This is a genomic window from Bartonella sp. B41 (genome assembly GCF_053795765.1).
The window spans coordinates 1,104,491-1,126,781 of sequence record NZ_CP200037.1; the positions used below are offsets into that span (position 1 = coordinate 1,104,491).

A 22,291-nucleotide genomic window follows, 5' to 3' on the forward strand; every position below is an offset into this window, starting at 1 on the left:
ATATACTTCTCAAACTAAGGTTAACACGTTATAGAACAATATGATTGGTTTCTTTTATAATTATTAAATAACCATAAATTGTATTTAATACCACTTATGGTCAATATGCTATAAAAAAATAATCCCACTATAATGTAATAAAAAATGCTGGCCTTCCTATCTTAATCACAAATTTCCAATACCATCCACCTCAAATCTCTCTATTGAAAATAGCTGGAGAGAATGTTGCTTTGAAACATGAGACCACTTATACTAACGAAGCGAAAAAGGATCAGATACGGTAAAAACTAAGGATTTTGCATGACAAAACAAAAGAATAACCGAACTGAACCTTGTCCTTTTCCCCAATTAGTTTTAACGTTAGATGTTAGACGATCTCTGAATCCTGCATTTTTGCATCAAATTATGCAAACAGAGTCTTTTGCATGTGTAATCCTCTATGACTCTCAAAGTATTCAACAAGATGAAACCTTTTTACAAAAACAAGCACACATCTACGCTAAAGATATTCAAGATCATGGTGCTGCCCTTCTTATCGCTGAAGATAGTCGAATTGTTGGGCGAGTAAAGGCCGATGGTCTACATCTAGAAAACCATTCTGATGCCCTTGAAAACATTGAAAATCAAAAAAAAGGACAACAAATAATAGGTATTGGAAATCTACGCGACCGTCATTCCGCCATGATTGCCGCAGAAATTGGCGTTGATTACCTGCTTTTCGGAAAATTAGGTGCTGACAAAAAACCACGTGCTCACCCTCGCAATATTCAGTTGGCACAATGGTGGGCAGAAATTATGGAGGTTCCAATAATTGTTCAGACAGGAAGCGATTTTACAACATTTGATGAAGCTTTACAAACTTCTAGTGAATTTATTGCTGTTGAAGAAATGATTTTTTCTCATGACAATCCTGTAATGATACTCAACATGATAAAAGAAAAATGCAAAAACTCTCCCCTATTGATAGAGAAAAGATATCCATGATAAAGAAAGAGTTTATGCTATTCATTTTGGCTATAATGTGGGCTTCAACTATCACCGTCCATTCTGCTGAAAACACCAAAAAAACTCAGAATTTTAAACACAATTTTAACACTATTCAAGAATCTTCAAATCCTGAAAAAACCTTCCGTCCCTTAAAAGCTGGACAATACGATCAAGCCTATGACTATTATGTTCAGGGCTACTACTTAAAAGCCTTTCGCGAAGCCCTCAGACGTGCTGAACAAAATGACCCAATTGCACAAACCTTAGTCGCTAAAATATATTTAGAAGGATATGCTGTTTCCATGGATAGAGCACGCGCTGCTTTGTGGTTTGGACGTGCAGCAAAACAAGGCGAACCACAAGCACAATTGTACTACGGTCTTATGCTGTTTGATGGTCAGTTTATCACGCAAAACCAAAAACTCAGCGAACAATTCATTTGGAAAGCAGTAAAAGCTGGTGTAAAAGAAGCATATTTTCATTATGGGAAATTGCTTCTTTACAAAGCTGCACATGAAAAACAAGCTCTTGCAGGTGTCTCGTTACAAAGCAACGAAGATGAAACAAAAGAAAAAGCCTTAAAATGGTTCTTAAAAGGTGCAGCCCTCGGTGATCCTGAAGCCGCTTTTGCTGCTGCTAACATACTTTCTTCGGGAACTCTAAACCGACCAAGGGATGATCGCAATGCGCGCAAATTAATAGAAGTCGCAGCTAAAAATAAGCATTCTATGGCTCAAATTCTTTTAGCACAGTGGTTGATACAAGGCCGCGGAGGAAAACAAGATTTTCAACATGCTTTCCGTTTACTTCATACCAACGCTATAAACATGATCCCGCTCGCACAAGTGAACCTGGCAAGACTGTATCGGGATGGAATAGGAACACAGGGCAATATTATTATGGCTGCTGCATGGTATATAGTCGCAAAACAAGCAAAAACACAAGCTCCTGATCTTGAAATAATGCTCCAAGGTATGGATAATACACAGATGGAAGACGCACGCAAAGAAGCGGTAAAGCTGCTTCCAATTTTTTAACTTATATTCAATAGAATATCTTTTAATTTACACAAACAAAAATTTTAATTTACGTATAATAGGAATCACATTCTTTTCTTCAAACACACAAATTCCCACAAAAAAATTTTAGCAAATCTTTTAAAAGCTTGCTTCTGAGATATTTTTGTGTTCTTGCAAAAAGCTGAAAAGCGAGGATACATAGGAGCTTTTTCCCCTGCAAGAATGACGCGGAGTTTCACCAAAAACAATAAAGGCCTTTTTTACGAAAATAGAATTGGATATAAAATATGAAAATTAATGGCAATGAAATTCGACCAGGAAACGTAATCGAGCACCAAGGGGGATTATGGGTAGCTGTTAAATGTAATGCCGTAAAACCAGGAAAAGGTGGAGCCTTTAACCAAGTTGAAATGAAAAATGTGATTGACGGTACAAAACTCAATGAACGATTTCGCGCAGCAGAAACCGTTGAGAGAGTGCGCCTCGAGCAAAAAGATTTTACTTTCCTTTATCAACAAGGAGATTCTTTGGTTTTTATGGATTCACAATCTTACGAACAGCTTGAATTACAAAAAGATTTTGTTGGAGAGCGCGCTGCTTTTTTACAAGATGGGATGATTGTCACCGTCGAACTTTACCAAGAAAAACCTATTGGCATATCATTGCCTGATCAGGTAACAGTAACAATTGCTGAAGCTGATCCAGCACTCAAGGGGCAGACAGTTACCGCCTCTTATAAACCTGCAATTCTTGAAAACGGCATTCGTATTCTCGTACCACCTTTTATTAACGCAGGAGAACGAATTGTCGTTGACACAAACGAGCTGGTTTACCTGCGTCGCGCAAATGATAAGGGATAAAACAAATGGCTCACTCCGCAATCATGAATGTCATGGTACAAGCTGCAATGAAAGCTGGACGTTCTTTGGTGCGTGATTATGGTGAAATACAAAATTTGCAAGTTTCTTTGAAAGGACCTGCAGATTACGTGAGTCAAGCAGACCATAAAGCGGAAAAAATCATTTTCAATGAATTAAGCAGAGCACGACCAAAATTTGGTTTTCTTATGGAAGAATCCGAAGAAATTATCGGAGAAGATTCTCAGCATCGTTTCATTGTAGATCCTTTAGATGGAACAACAAATTTTTTACATGGTATTCCTTTTTTTGCTGTTTCCATAGCTTTAGAAAGTCAAGGACAAATTGTTGCAGGTGTAATCTATAATCCTGCAAACAATGAGCTATTTACTGCCGAACGTGGTAACGGTGCTTTCTGTAATGATAGGCGCTGCCGCGTTTCTGCACGACGAAAACTAGAAGATTGTGTAATTGCAACAGGAATGCCTCATTTAGGACGTCCCAATCATGGTGCATATCTTATAGAATTGCATAATGTTATGACTGAAGTTTCCGGTATACGTCGCTTCGGAGCTGCGGCTCTCGACCTTGCCTATGTTGCCGCAGGAAGAGTAGATGGATTTTGGGAAGATAACCTTCAAATTTGGGATATGGCCGCTGGAATACTAATGATTCGTGAAGCTGGTGGTTTTGTCACTGATAAAGAAGGAGGTAATGCTATATTTTGCAAAAAAAATATCGTTGCTGGTAACGAACTTATCCGCATCAAATTAGAAAGAGCCATCAAAAAAAGCATCTAAGTCACAGAAAAAATATCCACAAAAAAGCGACATTTCAGATGCTATATTTTTCTCTTATCTCCAAACTATTATTATTTCTTTGGAAATAAAAATAAACAGATTACAATGTGCGCCTTATGATGATGATCTATTCAGATAAGAATTGCAATTTGGCCAGACGCGCATAAGCTCCATCTTGAGCAACAAGCTCTGTATGTGTCCCAGATTCAATAATCATACCTTTATCCATAACAAGAATACGATCCGCTTTTGAAATCGTTGCCAAACGATGCGCAATTACCAACGTTGTTCGATTTTTCATCAACCCTTCTAAAGCTTCTTGTACCAGCTTTTCACTACTTGCATCCAAAGCTGATGTTGCTTCATCAAGTAACAACAAAGGAGCATTTCTTAAAACTGCTCGCGCAATACCGATGCGTTGTTTTTGTCCGCCAGAAAGCAACATCCCACGTTCCCCAACCTCGGTGTCAAATCCCATTGGTAAAGATTCAATGAATTCAAATGCATTAGCTGTTTTAGCTGCAGCGATAATTTGCTCTTCATTGATATTTTCAGCACCAAAAATAATATTATCACGCAATGTCCCATCAAAAATTGCAGCATCTTGTGAAACATACGAAATTGAGCTTCGTAAGTCATGAAGAGAAAGAAGATCAATTTCATTTCCGTCAAACCGGATTTTACCACCTGTTGGATCATAAAAACGAAGAATCAAGGAAAAAATAGTGCTTTTTCCTGAACCAGAAGCTCCAACAAAAGCAACAGTTTCTCCCGCTTTGATAGAAAAAGAAAGAGAATGCAAAATTTTCTCTTGTGATCTTGCAGGATAACTAAAATCGACCCGATCAAAAATGAGGGATCCTTGAACCGGTCGTGCTAAAGGTAAAGGAAATTTTGGATTAATAATGGTAGGCTGTTCTTGTAACAGTTCGGCAAGCCGTTCAGCAGCACCTGCAGCCTGCACCAATTCTGCACCCACCTCTGATAATTGTGCAAAAGTTGATGCTCCAAAAACTGCGTAGAGAACAAATTGCCCCAATGCTCCACCAGACATAGCACCACTTAAAACATCATGAGATCCAATCCACAAAACAGCAACAACACTGCTAAAAACCAAAAAAATTGCGAAACCCGTGAAAAAAGAACGAAAAATTACAGACGATCTAGCTGTTTGAAAAACGCGCTCTATTAACTCTGAAAAACGTGCAGAAATATGTTTTTCAGCGGTAAAGGCTTGAACCGTGCGAATAGCATTGATCTGTTCAGTTGCCAAAGTGTTAGCTTCTGCTAAACGATCTTGTGCAGCACGCGTACGAGCACGAACCTTCCGTCCAAAAACAACCAATGGAATGGCAACAAAAGGGATAGCAAGCAAAACAAGCAAAGATAATTTAGCATTCGTAATCACCATCATAATAATCGCGCCAACCACCACAATAAGGTGACGCAAAGCAATAGAGATTGTCGAACCAATGGCCAATTTTATTTGAGTTGTATCTGTTAGCAAACGCGAAACAATCTCACCAGAATGAGAACGATCAAAAAAAGCAGGGGAAAGTTGCGTAATCTTCGAAAAAATATCACGCCTTAAATCAGCAACAATCCGTTCACCCAAAGTAATAACACAGTAATAACGGCAAGCTGAAGCAAGCGCAAGAAATAATGCCAACACAAATAAAACACCAAAGTAGAAGTTTATGTTGTCACGACTCGAAACAGAAAACACATGATCGAGCATTTGGCGAATAGCAATGGGTAAAGCCAACATAACAAGGCCAGCAACCAATAAAGCAAGAAAAGCAAAGACTATAAGCCAACGACAACGACCAATATAAGGAGCAAAATTTGCAAACGAAGATAACGAAAGCCTTGTTTTAGAAGACTTTGCAGATTTTACTGAATGACTAAATAGCTTCATAGGGTTCTGCCTACTTTAATATTGTTTATAATTCTCAATACAATGATATATCTTGAGCACTTGTTTTTTGATACGCACTCAGCTATAGGAACTATGCTTTGATCAATTTATCAAAAAGGCAAAGAAAGCGCACCTAAAAAATAGAGCTAATGCCATTTCGTTGTGTGAAAGTAGAAGGTTTACAACATGAAAGAGAATATTCATCCAAACTATCACAAAATTACTGTTGTTATGACCGATGGTACCAAATACACGACTCGCTCTACTTGGGGAAAAGAAGGTGATGTACTGAATTTAGATATTGATCCCAAAACACACCCAGCATGGATTGGAGGGTCTCAGACATTAGTAGACCGTGGCGGACGTGTTTCTAAGTTCAAAAATCGTTTTGGCAATCTCGGCATCTAAAGTTTTATTACCAGTTGTGAATTGTAAAAATACTGCAGAAGAAGCGAATAGTTGCTGAGAACAATCGGTCCTTTTTGAGTGTTTTAATTAGCAGCATTAATTGCAATGAAATCAGAGATACGTTAAAAATTGCTAAGAAAAGAAGTTTTGTCCTCAAAATTTTACCACAGTAAAAACGTCAAAAGCTAAACAGACTTATTTTGTTCTCACTAGGATTGTGTCATCTTTTATACGAAAGATTTTTCCTGTTCTTTTGTCCATTGACCTAAAGAAGCAAGATGATTCATCCGTGCACGATGGCAAAACGCTTTTTGTGCAATAGAAATGTTTTCGTGTTTCCCTCCCCACGCCTTCAACGCAGCTGCTTGCAATGCCCTTCCATAAGAAAAAGTCAATTTCCAAGGCAATATTTCCCCCAGCGCATTCATAGCTGACAAATGGGCAGTTGCTTCTTCATCAGATTGTCCACCAGAGAGAAAAGCAATTCCGGGAACAGCAGCAGGAACAATCCGTTTAAGAACAAGAACTGTCTTCTCAGCTACTTCCTCAACACAAGCAACACGAGCACCTTTCCCATCAATCACCATATTTGGCTTTAAAATCATGCCCTCGAAAAGAACCCGTGCTTCAAATAATTTTTTAAATACAGTGCTTAAAACAGCTTGTGTAACCTCAAAACAACGCTCAATAGAATGCTGGCACGATTGCCCATCCATCAGCACTTCTGGCTCAACAATTGGTACAATCCCTGCTTCTTGACACAAAGCAGCATAACGCGCCAAAGCTTGCGCATTTTGGCTTATTGCCCCTTTTGTTGGTAAATCGTGTGCATCAATCGTAATCACTGAACGCCATTTGGCAAATCGTGCTCCTAAAGCATAATATTTTTTTAAACGTTCACGGAGACCATCTAACCCTTCTGTAATCATTTCATGAGGAAAATATGCCAGTGCTTTAGCACCAGTATCAACCTTAATACCAGGCAAAGCACCAGAATCACGAATGATATCCGTCAACATTCTTCCAGTTGATGCCTTTTGATGAAGAGTCTCATCAAATAAAATAACACCGGAGATAGCGCTTTCCATAGCTTTTTTTGCCGTAAATAACATTTCACGATAAGCACGGCGACTATCTTCATTAGATTCAATACCTATAGCTTCAAAACGCTTTCCGATTGTAGCTGTACTTTCATCCGCGGCCAAAATACCTTTACCAGTACTAACTAAAGCAAGTGCAATATCTTCAAGCCGTTCATTCATAAAAAAATTCCTCTTATCTATCTTAATTATTATCTATCCTAATTTTTAAAACAAACTGTATACAACCACACCCGTACAATCATATGACAAAGATACTTCTTTTAACTTGCTCTTTAAACCTGCCTGAGAGCAAAGATACCTGAAAGAACTTTACCCTCCATCCATTCTAAAAAAGCTCCTCCTGCAGTTGAAAGATAAGTAAAATCACCTGCAACACCAGCATGATTGAGTGCGGAAACCGTATCTCCTCCCCCAGCAATTGAAATCAACCGTCTTTTTCTGCTACGCTCCGCTACATGGCGTGCAACCGCAATTGTTCCCTGATCAAAGGGCGGCATCTCAAAAACACCGAAGGGACCATTCCACACAAGAGTAGCAGCTTCATCAATCACTGCATTAACATGAGAAACAGAGCGCACACCAATATCTAAAATTATTCCATCTTCAGGAATATCTCCAACATCATAGAGACGATGCGGCGCATCTTTTTCAAAACGAAATCCAACCATCACATCCACAGGTAACAAAAGTGTACACTGACATTCTTTTGCTTTTTCAATGATTTTCTTAACCGTTTCTATCAATTTATGTTCACATAAAGACTTTCCAACACGAATACCTTGAGCAGCCAAAAAACTATTTGCCATACCACCACCAATTACTAAATAATCGACCTTTTCAACCAAATTATTGAGTACAAAAAGCTTGCTCGAAACCTTTGCACCTCCAACAATAGCAACCAATGGATGTATTGGATTTTCAAGACCTTTTTCCAATGCCTGTAGCTCACACTGCAAAGAACGTCCTGCATAGGAAGGCAACAAATGTGTTATTCCTTCTATAGAAGCATGCGTACGATGCGCAACAGAAAAAGCATCATTCACATAAAGATCTCCATTTTGTGCTAAAGCTTCAGCAAAAGAGCGATCATTCTTTTCTTCACCCGAATGAAAACGAAGATTTTCTAGTACCAAGATAGAACCATTTTGTAATATTTTAATGGCTCTTTTCGCTGATTCTCCAATACAATCTTGTGAAAAATAAATCGGCTGATCCATTATTTTTGCCAGTGTTTCAATGACAGGTTGCAAAGAAAATTCTGGTTTAACCTGTCCTTTAGGACGACCAAAATGAGAAAGAAGAATAAGTTTAGCACCACGTCTCCTAAGCTCAATAAGCGTATCTTTATGCCGTTTGAGACGCGTCTCATCACATACTTTTCCCTGCAATATAGGAACATTAAAATCCACCCGAACAAGAACACGTTTTCCAAAAACATCAACGTCATCAAGTGTACGAAAACCCATCATTGCTTTCTCTCAACTTTTTGTTGTCTTAAAACAAATGCACTAGCCTGATTTTTTCTTTACAAAAATAAAGCAATACGCTTTTTACAAAAATAAATAGAACCACTAACTGATTATTTTTATACACTTTTGTAAAAAACCTGCATACACTCTCTCTACATTGTCTTAGCAAAAGCCACAGCGGTATCAGCCATACGGTTTGAAAAACCCCACTCATTATCGTACCAAACCAAAACACGACAAAGTTTACCATCAATCACCTTCGTTTGATCATTATGAAAAATTGCAGAATGTGGATCATGATTAAAATCACAACTCACGAGTTTTTCCTCTGTATAACCCAAAATGCCTCTAAGATTCCCTCTAGCTGCTGTACAAATGGCCGTATTAATTTCCTTGATCGTTGTGGAACGCTTGGCTATAAATGTTAAATCAACAACAGAAACATTAGGAGTTGGAACACGAATCGATACACCATCAAGCACTCCCTTTAACTCTGGCAAAACCAATCCCACAGCCTTTGCCGCTCCTGTTGATGTAGGAATCATAGAAAGAGCAGCAGCCCGAGCACGATAAAGGTCACGATGCGTTGTGTCTAAAACAGGTTGATCACCCGTATAAGAATGAATCGTTGTCATAAAGCCTTTTTCAATTCCAATTGCATTGTTCAGCACTTGTGCAACAGGAGCCAAGCAATTTGTTGTGCAGGAAGCATTTGAAACAACCCTATGTTCTCTACTCAAAAACTGATGATTAACTCCGTAAACAACCGTGAGATCTGCACCTTCAGAAGGTGCAGAAACAAGAACCCGCTTTGCGCCTGCATCGAGATGAATACTTGCTTTATCACGCGCAGTAAAAACACCCGTACATTCCAAAACAATATCGATATCCAAAGCTTTCCAAGGCAATTGTAATGGATCACGATTTGCAACCATCTTTATCAAACCAAAACCGACATCAATTGCATCCCCAACAATCTTAACAGGATAAGGAAAGCGCCCGTGAACTGAATCATAGCGTAGTAAATGAGCATTCGCCTCCACAGATCCTACACCATTAACTGCTACAACCTCGATATCCTGCCGACCACTTTCCACAATTGCACGCAAAATACTACGCCCAATACGGCCAAACCCATTAATTGCAATGCGAACCGTCATTTCACAGTTTCCTCATTAATCTTTTTAAGCTTTTCTTCAACAATAGTGACAACATTCTCGCAAGTAATACCAAAATGTGCATAAAGAGCATCAAGCGTCCCACTTGCTCCAAATCCATTCATACCAATAAACACACCATCGCTACCAATAAAACGATCCCACCCTTGCCGAACAGCAGCTTCGATCGCAATCTTAATCGGTGCATTTCCAATTAAAGCATGCTGATATGAGAGAGATTGTTGAGCAAATAATTCAAAACAAGGTACAGAAACCACACGTGTTGGAATATTGTTTGCTTCCAAAACAGCATGCGACTTCACTGCAATTTGCAACTCCGAACCAGAAGCAAAGATAGTCACCTTAGCATCATCACTTGCCGTTAATAATTCATAAGCACCAAGCAAACATAAATTTTCTTCATCATAATCTTTACGCAAGAGCGGCAAATTTTGCCGGCTCAAAGCCAAAGTAGATGGTGTATTACGCGCCTTTAAAGCCAATTGCCAACACTCCACTGTCTCTACAGCATCAGCAGGTCGAAAAACAAGATGATTGGGAAGTGCGCGCAATGCAGCCAAATGCTCCACTGGCTGATGAGTAGGACCATCCTCTCCAAGACCTATTGAATCATGAGTCATAACGTAAATGACCCGCAAACCCATGAGAGAAGACAAACGCATTGCAGGGCGCATATAGTCAGAAAAACATAAAAATGTCCCCCCATAAGGAATAAAACCTCCATGAAGAGCAAGACCGTTCATCACCGCCGCCATCGCATGTTCGCGAATTCCATAATGTAAATAGCGACCTGAAAAATCATCAGCAGAAACAGCAGTCATCTGACTACTTTTAGTATTATTAGACTCTGTTAAATCGGCAGAACCACCAAAAGTTTCTACAACAATCTCATTGATCACCTCGAGAGCCATCTCTGAAGCTTTACGCGTAGCAACAAGAGGACAGTCTTTAACCAATTTCTGTTTATAAGCATCAATAGCACCATCTATTCTTCCTACAAGATCGCCCCGCATCAATCTCTCAAACTGCATACGCTCTGATATAGGCAAACTTGCAAATTTCTCTTCCCATTTTTGACGTTTTCTAGCCGCATTTAAACCTGCTACACGCCAATCATCAAGAATATCAGATGGAACAACGAAAGGCTCCGCAGTCCACCCTAACGCAACACGCGTCAAAGAAGTTTCCTGTACACCCAAAGACGCTCCATGGGCTTTATTCGTCCCTGCTTTATTTGGAGACCCAAATCCAATTGTCGTTTTACATGCGATCAAAGTTGGTTTATCGGAAATTTGCGCAGCTTCAATAGCACGCGCAATTGCTGCTTGATTATGCCCATCAACCTTGAGAGTATCCCAACCAGATGCCCTAAAACGAGCCATCTGGTCTGTGCTATCCACAAGGGAAATATTTCCATCAATTGAAATATCGTTATCGTCCCATAAGACAATCAGTTTGTTTAATTTTAAATGGCCAGCAAGCGAAATCGCCTCTTGCGAAATACCTTCCATAAGGCACCCATCACCAACCAGCACATAAGTGTAATGATCAACCAAATCACCAAAACGTGCATTGAGCAAACGCTCGCCAAGAGCCATTCCAACAGCATTAGCAAGCCCCTGTCCAAGTGGACCTGTAGTCGTTTCAATTCCTGCAACATGCCCATACTCTGGATGTCCAGCAACCTTAGACCCAATTTGACGAAAATTCTTGAGATCCTCAATGGAAATATCTTCATAACCAGAAAGATATAACAGGGCATAAAGCAACATCGATCCATGCCCAGCAGATAGAATAAAACGATCACGGTTAGGCCAATGAGGATTTTTAGGATCATGAGCAAGAAATTTCGTATAAAGAACGGTTGCAATATCGGCTGCCCCCATTGGTAACCCAGGGTGACCAGAATTTGCTTTTTCAATCGCATCAATAGCAAGAAAACGAATGGCATTAGCCATCTGAGTTTGTTGTTCGGTATTTGTCATGAATGATAGACCATTTTTTAAGCTTATGTCCTGAACAGTTCCTCAAGTTTTTCTACATTTATGAAAAAATTTCATCTAACCATCAGTACATACCTTTTATAATCTTTTAAATGCATATCCCCTACCCAATCTTTTCATACAATATCGTTTACGCTCATCATTTATGCGAACAGTTTCAAAAAATCCAGCTTTTAATTAATATGTATCCCCTGCTTTGCTTGCGAAAATATCTTACATACTTAAAAATAACATGAATGCAAGAAAAGAGAAAAAATGATTCGCCTTTACATAAAAGATTGGTAAAGGATAAAATGAGTGAAGGATATAACCACCATGACCCAAGAAATTATGGTTCCACCACACACTTTGGAACAACTAGAAAAAGCACTTAGAACCTTGGAAATCGCTATTGTGAACCACAATGCTGTTGTTGATAAAAACAACGAATGGGAAGAAGAAATTCAACGAATGAATACCGATCGAAGCCGCCTTGCTCAAGCACTTGATAAATCTGAAGCGCATGTTGAACGGTTAGAAGTAGCAAATAAAGAAGTTTCCAAACGGTTAGTCAAAGCAATGGAAACAATTCGTGTCGTAATTGATAGATAAAGGCTTGAACTCATGGAAACTGTTTCCGTCACAATCGATGGTAAAATTTATCGTATAGCTTGCGATGAAGGACAAGAGGACCATCTTATTGAACTCGCAGCTCAATTAAATCAATACATTACGCATCTAAGGAAAAATTTCGGTGAAATTGGCGACAACCGCTTATCCATCATGGCTGGCATCATGATTATCGATGAAATGGAAGAAATAAAACGAGAAAACAAAAGATTGCAGGAAGACTATGATGTTCTTTTGAGACAACATAATGAAAGAAATCGAACTATGAGCAAAATTATGCGAGATACAACAGAGAGAATCGAAAATCTTACTAACCAATTGCTTAAAAATGACGCCGATCTTCAGGAAAGGAAAAATTTATAAATGAGACACATTTCCAAAACAACCGCCAGTTAATAATTCTTTTTATTTCACCACTAAATTCCTCTTGTTCCATCCTGAGAAACAGAGGCAATACGTAGTAAATTTGTCGTCCCAGGTGTTCCAAGTGGAACTCCAGCCGTAACAATAAATCGATCCCCCCCACGACAAAATCCTTCTTGAAAAGCGATTGCAGCAGCACGATCAACCATATCTTCCAAATTTTGTGCATCTTCCGTCACTACACAATGAAGCCCCCAAATTAAAGCCAATCTCCGTGCTGTTTCAACGATCGGAGATAAGGCAATAATCGGCCCGTTTGGACGCTCACGAGATGCACGCACACCTGTTTTACCAGAAGTGGTATAAGCAATAATGGCTGCCAAGTGCAATGTTTCAGTAATTTGGCGCGCCGCAAGAGAAATCGCATCTGTTCCCGTTGTTTCAGGCACAGGATGATGAGCTCCAATCATCGCAGCATAAGTAGGTTCTTTTTCAATCTGCTGAGCAATCCGATCCATCATAAGTACTGCTTCTTCAGGATAAAGACCAGAAGCCGATTCAGCAGATAACATCACCGCATCAACACCAGCATAAACCGCCGTTGCTACATCAGAAACTTCTGCACGTGTCGGAATAGCTGCTGCAACCATTGACTCAAGCATTTGCGTAGCAACTACAATAGGCTTTCCTGCTAAACGACATGCTTTTATCAGCTCCATCTGAACAGCAGGAATTTTTTCCAACGGAATTTCTACACCAAGATCTCCCCGTGCAATCATAATCCCATCTGAAACATCAATAATCTCTTCTATATGTTCCAATGCTTGAAATTTTTCTATCTTAGCCATCAAAGCAACTTTATTTTTCGTAAATTGACGTACCTCCATAATATCTTCCGGACGCTGAACAAAAGAAAGTGCAACCCAATCAACAGACTGTTCCAAAATGACCTGAAGATCAGCTTTATCCTTTGATGTCATAGAACTAAAAGGCAAAACTGTATCAGGAAAGCTTACCCCCTTACGATCAGAAATATGAGTTCCAGCAATGACACGACATTGAATAGAATAACCATTACATACCTCAGCCTTCAGTTCCAATTTTCCATCATTAATGAACAAACGGTCACCTGATTTTACAGATGCTAAAACTTCCCTATGAGGAAAAAAAACGCGCTGTGCATCACCAAGTACATCATCACTATCTAAGGTAAATTTTTGCCCAATAACAAGATTCTCTTGCCCCTTAACAAAACTGCCAATCCGCAATTTTGGTCCTTGAAGATCCACTAAAATACCGATTGGCCTGCGAACAACTTTCTCAACTTTCCGTATTTTCTTCACCAAATCAACCATAGTTTTGCGATCAGTGTGACTCATATTCAAACGAAAAACATCTGCTCCAGCACCAAAAAGCTTTTCAATCATCGAAACAGAAAAAGAAGAAGGGCCAAGAGTAACAATAATTTTAACTTTACGCGCACGCTTCATTGTGAAGAAACTCCTGAAAGAGTAGGAGAATGTAAAACTGAATCTCCAAATGAAGGAACATCTGTCAACTGAATCATCCAACTTGTTTGATTACCTGTATCAATTTCTTTAAATCCAGCCTTTTGAAACCCTCTAGCAAAACAATCATGAACCCCTTTAATGGTAAACTGGCTATCCTGCACACACATAGTAACAGAACCAGGCCAACCACCCTTTTTCTGTGCACCTTCAGCATAAAAATAATAAAAACGTGAAGAAAGGGGACCTTCAATCAAAGTTTTACACTCTGTAATTGGAATCACCCACCACCCTTCACTTACCCAACCTGAAAGTGTGCGGTAACCAAGAGCGACACCAACGGGCTGTTGAGTTGTATTACAAATTCGCAAATCAGCTTTTGCAAAATTAACAAGTGAGAATACAAAAGGAATACTAAAGAAAAAAATTATAAATAATCTTCGAAATATACAACACCATTTTTTGGCAACCACAAAATCACCCCTATTATGTAACTCCTTAAGATAAAACATACGTCCCTTTTTTCAAAATTTTTAGTATTTTTCATACATATCCTTATTCTTTTCTTCTTCTTAGCGACATTTTGTCAATGTACATTCCTTAAATTTTACAAAATATTTAAGATCAATCTGTAAACACAGCATACAACTTGATTGACTATCTGTTTTTCAAGATCCCCAACATAAATTTATTATTAAAAAGTAGCTTTAAAACATACAAGCCGGAGAAAAATACGATGAACACAGCAATTGATCAAACACAATCCATATCCGTGAACCAATTGCGTTCTTTTATCGAACGGATTGAACGATTAGAAGAAGAAAAAAAAACCATCTCAGATGATATTAAAGAAGTTTATGCAGAGCTTAAAGGATCTGGATTTGACAGTAAAGCTGTACGAAGCATTGTACGATTGCGCAAAAAAGAAGACCATAAGAGAATGGAAGAAGAAGCAGTTATCCAACTTTATAAAAATGCACTCGGTATGGACTAATAAAGTACCGAATCAACACGAATACGTTTGCTTTTCTATTTCTTCTCGTAGAAGCTCAAGCTCCAACCATTCTTCTTCTTTTTGTGCACAAGAACTTTTCTTTTCTTCCAGCACTGTTGATAAACGCTCAAAACGATTTTTATCGCAACAATACAGTGCTGGGTCAGAAAGATCATGTTCGATTTGTTTAATTTCATTCTGCAAAACAGCAATTTGTTCAGGCAATTTTTCTAGCGCATAAACCTGTTTGTAAGACAATTTGCGCAACATTATTTTTTCCCGTGATAAAGCTCTCTTAGTTTGCTCCCGCGAACATGTTCTTGCTGTCTCTTTTCCCTGAGAAAGTTCTTTCCTCTGTACCAATGAAGCCTTTCCACCTTGTGCTATCATATCGCTATAACCACCAGCATACAAAATCCAATGGCCGTCACCTTGAGGCGCTAATATATGGGTCACTGTCCGATCTAAGAAATCCCTATCATGACTAATCAACAATACTGTCCCAGCAAAATCAGCAACAAATTCCTGCAATAAATCCAATGTATCTATATCTAAATCATTAGTTGGCTCATCTAAAATTAAAAAATTTGCCGGCCGTGAAAGAAGCCGTGCAAGCATCAAACGAGCTCTTTCCCCGCCTGATAATTCTTTTATGGGTGTACGCACTTGTTCAGGTAAAAATAAAAAATCCTTCATATAAGAAACAACATGTCGCTCTTGCCCATTAATTAGAAGACTATCACCCCCACCACCAGTTAAATACTGTGCCACAGTTTCTTCCTCATTCAAGGTACGCTGTTGATCAAGAAATGCAAAAGATAAATTATACCCATGCTTCACCGTACCACCATCGACCGATTCTTTCCCAATCAGAACAGAAAGCAATGTTGTTTTTCCGATACCATTAGAGCCAACAAGACCAATCCTATCACCACGCTTAATACGCAAAGATAGATCTTTTACAATAATGCGATCACCATAAGATTTTAAAATCTTTTCAGCTTCAAGCACCAATTGACCAGAATCATGACTTTTATGAGCTACCAAAAGTGCACTTCCAGATGGCTCTTTATAACTTTTACGAAGTTGTCGTAATTCTTTTAATTCACCCAAACGCCGCACATTACGCTTACGTCGTGCTGTTACTCCGTAACGCAGCCATTGTTCTTCACGCACAATCTGCCGATTCAATTTGTGCTGTTCTCGAATTTCTTCTTCAAGCACCTTATCACGCCAACTCTCAAATTCAGAGAAACGCTTTTCCAACCTTTTAGCTATCCCCCGATCAAGCCACACTGTCGAACGAGAAACATTTTCTAAAAAGCGCCGATCATGCGAAATAACAACGATCGCAGAACGTAAAGAAGATAAGATCTTCTCAAGCCATTCAATAGTCGGTAAATCAAGATGGTTTGTTGGTTCATCCAGTAGAAGAATATCTGGTTTTGCAGCAATTGCTTGTAATAACAAAACACGCCGCCTTTCACCACCAGAAAGTGTTTCTAATTTCTCATCTCCTGAAAACCCAAGATTTGCAAAAAGTGTATTGATCCATTCCACATCTGGAACACTATCCAACCCAGATTCTACAAAAGTACGAATATCTTCAAACCCTGAACAATCAGGACTTTGCGATACATAACGTATCGTTACCCCAGGATGACGAAAAATCTCTCCCTCATACGGTTCTATCATCCCAGCTGCAACTTTTAACAGCGTCGATTTTCCACATCCATTACGCCCTACCAAAGCAATACGAGCTCCCTGCTCCACCGATAAACAAACTTGGTTGAGCAAAGGAGTTATTCCAAAAGTTAAAAAAATACGATCAAGTCGTAGTAGTGGTCCTGCCATTAACGAGACTATTTAACACAAGGTGCTTGGTATAATGCACCCTTTACATCACGGTAAGTACATAGCTGTGGCACTGTGGTTTTTTGAGGACAAGGCCCTTGATAAATCTTGCCAGAACGACTACGATACGTGCATAATGGTTGCTGAACAACAATTTTCTGTTGTCTTTGCTGTCTTTTCTGGTTTGCAGCTATACCTGTTACTGTACCTGCAACAGCACCAACTGCAGCACCAGCGAGTGCTCCTTCAGGAGAAGAAGTAATTGCTGATCCAGCTAAAGCACCTAGCGCAGCTCCCCCAGCGCCAAAACCTGCAACCCTCTGTTCACTAATACTACATGCTACTGAACTGACACCAACGGCGGAGACAACTGCTACTCTTAAAACTGATTTTAACATACATAAAACCTTTCCTTAAAAGATCAAAAATAAGGGTATATTATTTATGTCATCCCTTATTATTAAGCCCCCTGCTTTATTAAGATACACCAGAAGAACTTTATAAAATAGGCATAGACGCCAATAATATCGCTTTTCCAAAACATAAATAACAAGAAAAAGTTCCACAAATACGGTTAGAAAGTGTCAAGGAAGATCCAAAAGGCACGTTTTTGTTTAAAATTGGCCATTGTACACCTGATAAAGTCAACCCCTGCAAATCAGAAAAACCAATAATACTAAAAAGGCAACCATCTGGTAAATCGCATGAAAAAGGCTTTGGCAAAACAGGCCATCCTTCTTCATTACCGCTTGTTAACAACACTGAAATACCTTTTTCTTCTATCATGAGTGCTTGAGTCATATGAGAGAGGCTATGGTCACTCCTTTCTCCTCCAAAAGCGCCACATAAAATGAGCTTCTTGGCACCGTATTGTAAAGCTTTTTCGCACGCCAACGCACTATCAGTCATATCTTTATCAGGGGGAAAAACTTCACGAGGAATACCACTGTATTTACGCATTAAATTCTGATCAGATGAATCAAAATCTCCTAACCACAACTCTGGCACCACATTCAGCGCTTCAGCATGACGTATCCCACCATCAGCAGCAATGACTCGGCTCTTGTAAATTTGGCTGCGTAAACGATCGGTAATACGAACATCCCCATTTAACAATATTGTAAATATTGTCATGACATATCATGCCTCTCGTCACATTCTCTTTTACAGCACCTTTTTTCAAAAACCGCTCCTTTTTTGCACCAAATCCTGCCAAGCCTCCTTAATGAATTTGATGCTTCTCCTTTAGCTTATCACACAAAGATTTCCCGAAGCAGCATACTTTTTTCCTAAAACCCTCTTGGGAAAATCAAAAGTACCTTAAAGAATCAAATATGACACTTATGCCACATTTCAGTGCATCACAATACCCACCATTTTACAAAATATACATCAACCCACAATCACTGCCATTTTACTGTCACTATTTTTTCACCGAAAAATCATTTTCACTTAATTAATGGACATTTCAAGTAAGCTCTTAATCAGTCTTGCGTAACATAAATGCAACGGATAATAAAAGCCGTATAGCTTCATCTCAGAGTTTAAAATGCTCTATTGATAAACAATCTCTGCCACACCTATGCAGCCTTAATTCATCACCGTTAATAAAGGCATTCAATAAACATTTTAGCCCTTATTTGCAGCGACTCACATCTAAAATAATTAAAGACACAAAGCAGTTATACATCATAAGCATCTGCTGAATTGGCCGTTAGCAAAGCAGAACGCAGCTTTTGCAAAGCTCGTGCTTCAATTTGCCGTACCCTCTCCTTTGATATCCCTAATTTTTCGCCTAAAACTTCTAAAGTAGCACCCTCTTCATTTAGCCGACGAAATCGAATAATTTCAAGTTCCCGCTCATTAAGAATTTGCAATGCTTCATAGAGCCATTGTGTCCTTCTTTGGCCATCAATCACTTGCTCAATTAAGGCATCAGGAAGAGGATTATCATCAACGAGAGCATCCATTTTAGCAATAGAGTTTTCACTACTTTCAGAAACAGAAACACTCAGTGAATTATCAGACCCAGAAAAACGAAAATCCATCGTTTCAACATCATGCACTGAAACACCGAGTTTTTCAGCAATTGTTCGAAAAATATCTTGTTTTGTCAAAGCACTATCATCTTGTACTAATTTTGCGCGCAAACGCCGAAGATTAAAGAAAAGCGCCTTTTGTGAAGAACTTGTTCCACCTCGAACAATTGACCAATTGCGTAAAATATAATCTTGAATAGATGCACGGATCCACCATGTTGCATAAGTAGAAAAACGCACTTCCCTATCAGGTTCAAAACGCGCAGCAGCCTCCAGTAGTCCAACATAGCCTTCTTGAACAAGATCGCCCAATGGCATTTTAAAACGTTTAAAACGATTGGCAATCGCAATTACCAAACGCATATGAGCTGCTGCAATTTGATGCATAGCATCATCATCACGTTTGTCTTTCCAGCGTAAAGCTAAATCATGCTCTTTTTGTCGCTCAAGATAAGGCGCTTGCATAGCAGAACGCATCATGTTGCGCCCCAGACTTTTGTCCGCATCGCCATAATTTTTACTGCTTTTGTAAACAGCACTTGAAAGATTACCCATAATAACCCCTTGCGATTAAAGTTTTCAAAGCCGATTTGGCACTCACGCCCATTCTTACAAAAGAACGCAAAAGTTGTCTGTCTTCGTAGATACTACTTTAACGTGTATTTTTATAATCGCAATTGTTTTTTTATTTTAATCGCAAAACTTCTTATTCTGAGACACAGATTTACTGATAAAACAACGACATAGAGCGCCACAGATTTTTTAAAATACGCTGAGTTGCTTTCTCATAAAATTTTCGTGATACGCTTTTCCTTGTATCGTCATGATGCGAGCAGAAAAAAAACAAAACCGCCAACAAAACAGTATTTATTTTGTTGAACCAGCAGATTATTTAATTTTTTAATGAATAATTTTATGCTTTCAGCTTTTTCACATAGCTAAGAAGCGCTATATATACGTGCAGAAATAAAATACACCAAAACAAAAAAGAAGTACCAAAAAACGAATAAGAATGATTGAAGTGAGCACTGTAAACGTGCTAAAGGAGCCGCACAATTATGGCATTATTAGGAATAGCCTTTAAATGGCGCTGAGAAAGAAAACGCATGGATAACAAGATTGTTCAACAGAATGATGTTTTTATTGAAAAGTACGGGAGTGGAAGGTTTGAGGGCTTTCGTTTTTACATAAATCAGAACAGCGTTTGTCAGGCAACCGATACACAAAACTTAGCGGATAATGAAAATCTAATCCTTGCTTTTACCAAACGTGCAGCGCGTTTTTGTGCTTCTGCCAATGGGGATTTTACTCTTGATTCTGACGGAATGGTTCGCTGGATTGGCCAACCAGTTGGACAACTAGTTGCAACTGAAGAATTTTTAAACCCTAAACTCATTCTTTTAGCAGATACAGAATTAACGGGAGAAGCCCGCGATAATGTCATAAAACGATTAGAACGTTTTGTCACTTTTCATTTTGAAACAGTTTTAAAACCTCTATTCGACTTGCGCAATGCAGATTCCTTAACAGATTTAACTCGAAACCTTGCTTTGCAACTTGTTAAGCATTTAGGAATTTTACCCCGCAGAGAAATCGCAGAAACGGTAAAAAATCTTGATCAAGAATCGCGAGCAGTACTGCGGCAGTTAGGTGTCCGTTTTGGTGCTTTCCACATCTATGTGGCAGCGATGCTTAAACCGGCTCAAGTACAAGCAATTACGCTACTGTGGAATCTTCAAAATAAAGGGAAAGACCAAACTGGTTTAAACGAGATTTTCACTGCTTTATCTGCTGGAAGGACCTCCTTAGTTGTAGATCCTACTTACAATCGTCAATTTTACCAGATAGCTGGTTATCGAATTTTAGGTCAACGTGCTGTGCGAATTGATATTTTAGAACGTCTCGCTAACCTAATCCGCTCTGCACTTAATTGGAAACAAGGAACAGAGCCAAAGCCTGATGGAGCCTACGATGGTAAAAGCTTTTTTGCCACAACAACGATGATGTCTATCCTCGGAGCTAATGGGACTGATATGGAAGAAATTCTTAAAGGACTTGGCTATAAATCGCATCCCTGTAGTAGTGCTGATCTTGAACAAACATTTCTTCAAAATAAAACTTCAACCCCCGCATGCACAACGAAACAAAGCACTCCTGAGGCAGAATGCGTTGGTGATCAATGGAAAATAAAAAGTGAATTTAAAACCGCAGAAGAAAAGAAAGAAAATTTGTCTGAGTGTGTAAAAAAACAATATCTTCCTAACGATCATCTACCAGAAGCTGAACCTGTTGGCGATTTTGCTAAACAAAAACGCATCGCAACAGAAGATAAAGTTATTTTGCTGTGGCGTTACAATTACCACACGCATAAAAAACGTGATAAATTTGGACAAAATCGTCAAAACAAACACAGAGGAGCCTTTAAGAGTAGGGATAGTGAAAATACTTCTCACAAAACATTATCATATTCAAAAAACTTTGATAAATCCGCTTCCCTTCACAGCAAAAGCCAGAAAAGTAAAGCATCTCAAATAACAAAACGTTCTAATTCTGATTCACCTTTTGCAAAATTAGCTGTGCTACGCGATCAACTTATAAATAACAAAGAAACCCATATATTTCCGTTTAAAAGTCATTAACCTAAAAGTGAAAATAGAGTTTTATCTTGGCTTACGTAGTAACCGACAATTGTATTCACTGCAAATACACTGATTGCGTTGAGGTCTGCCCTGTTGATTGTTTTTATGAAGGTGAAAACATGCTCGTCATTCATCCAGACGAGTGTATAGATTGCGGTGTTTGTGAGCCAGAATGTCCTGCGGAAGCTATCAAACCTGATACAGAACCAGGGCTAGAAAAATGGCTAGAGCTTAATCTACATTATGCGACAAAATGGCCTAATTTAACTACTCAAAAAAGTCCTCTTCCTCAAGCAAAAGAAATGGATGGTGTTCCAAATAAATTAGAAAAGTATTTTTCGGAAAATCCAGGAAGCGGCGAATAATAACTACACGATACACACTATCCTTTTTGCAAAAATTAAAATCGTTCCATGTAAACATAAAAAATTCAAAGCGAAATGATTGATTCTTTTGGTCTTTGATGTTAGTGTTATTCCGATATAAATATCTTTCTAAGTATTTTTTTCTTTTCTTCTTTGTTGTTGGACAAAGTGTTTTTTA

Annotated in this window: 21 protein-coding genes; 10 read left to right on the forward strand and 11 right to left on the reverse strand. The window is 38.8% G+C overall.

Annotated features, from left to right (window positions below):
- Window positions 1-300 precede the first annotated feature (300 nt).
- The 4 genes from V4P54_RS04860 to V4P54_RS04875 all read left to right on the forward strand — a co-directional run bounded on the left by V4P54_RS04860 (window position 301) and on the right by V4P54_RS04875 (window position 3,663).
- Window positions 301-984 carry a thiamine phosphate synthase gene (locus V4P54_RS04860; protein ID WP_455476903.1) on the forward strand — a complete coding sequence of 228 codons (684 nt, stop codon included), beginning with the start codon at window positions 301-303 and terminating at the stop codon, window positions 982-984.
- Window positions 981-2,024 (forward strand): tetratricopeptide repeat protein, encoded by a 1,044-nt coding sequence (locus V4P54_RS04865; RefSeq protein ID WP_455476904.1) that lies wholly within the window; start codon window positions 981-983, stop codon window positions 2,022-2,024. The genes V4P54_RS04860 and V4P54_RS04865 overlap by 4 nt, the downstream gene beginning before the upstream one ends.
- A 269-nt stretch (window positions 2,025-2,293) precedes the next feature.
- Complete coding sequence (efp, locus tag V4P54_RS04870; RefSeq protein ID WP_455476905.1) at window positions 2,294-2,866, forward strand: elongation factor P; 573 nt, start codon at window positions 2,294-2,296, stop codon at window positions 2,864-2,866.
- A gap of 5 nt (window positions 2,867-2,871) precedes the next feature.
- Entirely contained in the window at window positions 2,872-3,663 is a 792-nt protein-coding gene (locus V4P54_RS04875; RefSeq protein ID WP_455476906.1) for an inositol monophosphatase family protein, read from the forward strand.
- Window positions 3,664-3,790: 127 nt separating this feature from the next.
- Here V4P54_RS04875 and V4P54_RS04880 read toward each other — a convergent pair whose 3' ends face one another.
- Window positions 3,791-5,581: an ABC transporter transmembrane domain-containing protein gene (locus V4P54_RS04880; protein ID WP_455476907.1), complete on the reverse strand. Its 1,791-nt coding sequence runs from the start codon at window positions 5,579-5,581 to the stop codon at window positions 3,791-3,793.
- A gap of 186 nt (window positions 5,582-5,767) precedes the next feature.
- Here V4P54_RS04880 and rpmE point away from each other — a divergent pair, with 186 nt between their 5' ends.
- On the forward strand, window positions 5,768-5,989 hold the full coding sequence (gene rpmE, locus V4P54_RS04885; RefSeq protein ID WP_455476908.1) for a 50S ribosomal protein L31: 222 nt from the start codon (window positions 5,768-5,770) through the stop codon (window positions 5,987-5,989).
- A gap of 227 nt (window positions 5,990-6,216) precedes the next feature.
- Here the strand turns inward: rpmE and V4P54_RS04890 are convergent, their stop codons facing one another.
- From V4P54_RS04890 to tkt, 4 genes are all read right to left on the reverse strand, one after another.
- Window positions 6,217-7,251, reverse strand: a complete 1,035-nt coding sequence (locus V4P54_RS04890) for a class I fructose-bisphosphate aldolase (RefSeq protein ID WP_455476909.1) — start codon at window positions 7,249-7,251, stop codon at window positions 6,217-6,219.
- A gap of 113 nt (window positions 7,252-7,364) precedes the next feature.
- A complete protein-coding gene (locus V4P54_RS04895; RefSeq protein ID WP_455477693.1) occupies window positions 7,365-8,558 on the reverse strand; it encodes a phosphoglycerate kinase in 1,194 nt (397 codons plus the stop codon).
- 155 nt (window positions 8,559-8,713) lie between these two features.
- On the reverse strand, window positions 8,714-9,721 hold the full coding sequence (gene gap / locus V4P54_RS04900) for a type I glyceraldehyde-3-phosphate dehydrogenase (protein WP_455476910.1): 1,008 nt from the start codon (window positions 9,719-9,721) through the stop codon (window positions 8,714-8,716).
- Window positions 9,718-11,724: a transketolase gene (gene tkt, locus V4P54_RS04905; protein ID WP_455476911.1), complete on the reverse strand. Its 2,007-nt coding sequence runs from the start codon at window positions 11,722-11,724 to the stop codon at window positions 9,718-9,720. The genes gap and tkt overlap by 4 nt, the downstream gene beginning before the upstream one ends.
- 333 nt (window positions 11,725-12,057) lie before the next feature.
- On the opposite strand from tkt, the gene V4P54_RS04910 reads away from it, so the two are divergent.
- Window positions 12,058-12,333 (forward strand): DUF4164 domain-containing protein, encoded by a 276-nt coding sequence (locus V4P54_RS04910; protein WP_455476912.1) that lies wholly within the window; start codon window positions 12,058-12,060, stop codon window positions 12,331-12,333.
- Window positions 12,334-12,345: 12 nt separating this feature from the next.
- Window positions 12,346-12,714, forward strand: a complete 369-nt coding sequence (locus V4P54_RS04915; protein WP_455476913.1) for a cell division protein ZapA — start codon at window positions 12,346-12,348, stop codon at window positions 12,712-12,714.
- Window positions 12,715-12,767: 53 nt separating this feature from the next.
- Here the strand turns inward: V4P54_RS04915 and pyk are convergent, their stop codons facing one another.
- Both pyk and V4P54_RS04925 read right to left on the reverse strand, forming a co-directional pair.
- A complete protein-coding gene (pyk, locus tag V4P54_RS04920; RefSeq protein ID WP_455476914.1) occupies window positions 12,768-14,204 on the reverse strand; it encodes a pyruvate kinase in 1,437 nt (478 codons plus the stop codon).
- Complete coding sequence (locus tag V4P54_RS04925; RefSeq protein ID WP_455476915.1) at window positions 14,201-14,734, reverse strand: DUF1036 domain-containing protein; 534 nt, start codon at window positions 14,732-14,734, stop codon at window positions 14,201-14,203. Before V4P54_RS04925 ends, pyk begins: the two co-directional genes overlap by 4 nt.
- Before the next feature lie 224 nt (window positions 14,735-14,958).
- Here V4P54_RS04925 and V4P54_RS04930 point away from each other — a divergent pair, with 224 nt between their 5' ends.
- On the forward strand, window positions 14,959-15,216 hold the full coding sequence (locus V4P54_RS04930) for a DUF2312 domain-containing protein (protein ID WP_455476916.1): 258 nt from the start codon (window positions 14,959-14,961) through the stop codon (window positions 15,214-15,216).
- Between the two features lie 12 nt (window positions 15,217-15,228).
- Here V4P54_RS04930 and V4P54_RS04935 read toward each other — a convergent pair whose 3' ends face one another.
- The 4 genes from V4P54_RS04935 to V4P54_RS04950 all read right to left on the reverse strand — a co-directional run bounded on the left by V4P54_RS04935 (window position 15,229) and on the right by V4P54_RS04950 (window position 19,664).
- Window positions 15,229-17,070: an ABC-F family ATP-binding cassette domain-containing protein gene (locus V4P54_RS04935; RefSeq protein ID WP_455476917.1), complete on the reverse strand. Its 1,842-nt coding sequence runs from the start codon at window positions 17,068-17,070 to the stop codon at window positions 15,229-15,231.
- An 8-nt stretch (window positions 17,071-17,078) separates the two neighbouring features.
- Entirely contained in the window at window positions 17,079-17,468 is a 390-nt protein-coding gene (locus V4P54_RS04940; protein ID WP_455476918.1) for a hypothetical protein, read from the reverse strand.
- A 100-nt stretch (window positions 17,469-17,568) separates the two neighbouring features.
- On the reverse strand, window positions 17,569-18,204 hold the full coding sequence (locus V4P54_RS04945) for a thiamine diphosphokinase (protein ID WP_455476919.1): 636 nt from the start codon (window positions 18,202-18,204) through the stop codon (window positions 17,569-17,571).
- Window positions 18,205-18,752: 548 nt separating this feature from the next.
- The gene (locus V4P54_RS04950; RefSeq protein ID WP_455476920.1) at window positions 18,753-19,664 is read right to left on the reverse strand and encodes an RNA polymerase factor sigma-32; all 912 of its coding nucleotides are present in this window, start codon (window positions 19,662-19,664) and stop codon (window positions 18,753-18,755) included.
- A gap of 551 nt (window positions 19,665-20,215) precedes the next feature.
- On the opposite strand from V4P54_RS04950, the gene V4P54_RS04955 reads away from it, so the two are divergent.
- Both V4P54_RS04955 and fdxA read left to right on the forward strand, forming a co-directional pair.
- A complete protein-coding gene (locus tag V4P54_RS04955) occupies window positions 20,216-21,748 on the forward strand; it encodes a hypothetical protein (RefSeq protein WP_455476921.1) in 1,533 nt (510 codons plus the stop codon).
- A 26-nt stretch (window positions 21,749-21,774) separates the two neighbouring features.
- Window positions 21,775-22,113: a ferredoxin FdxA gene (fdxA, locus tag V4P54_RS04960; RefSeq protein ID WP_455476922.1), complete on the forward strand. Its 339-nt coding sequence runs from the start codon at window positions 21,775-21,777 to the stop codon at window positions 22,111-22,113.
- Window positions 22,114-22,291: the final 178 nt, after the last annotated feature.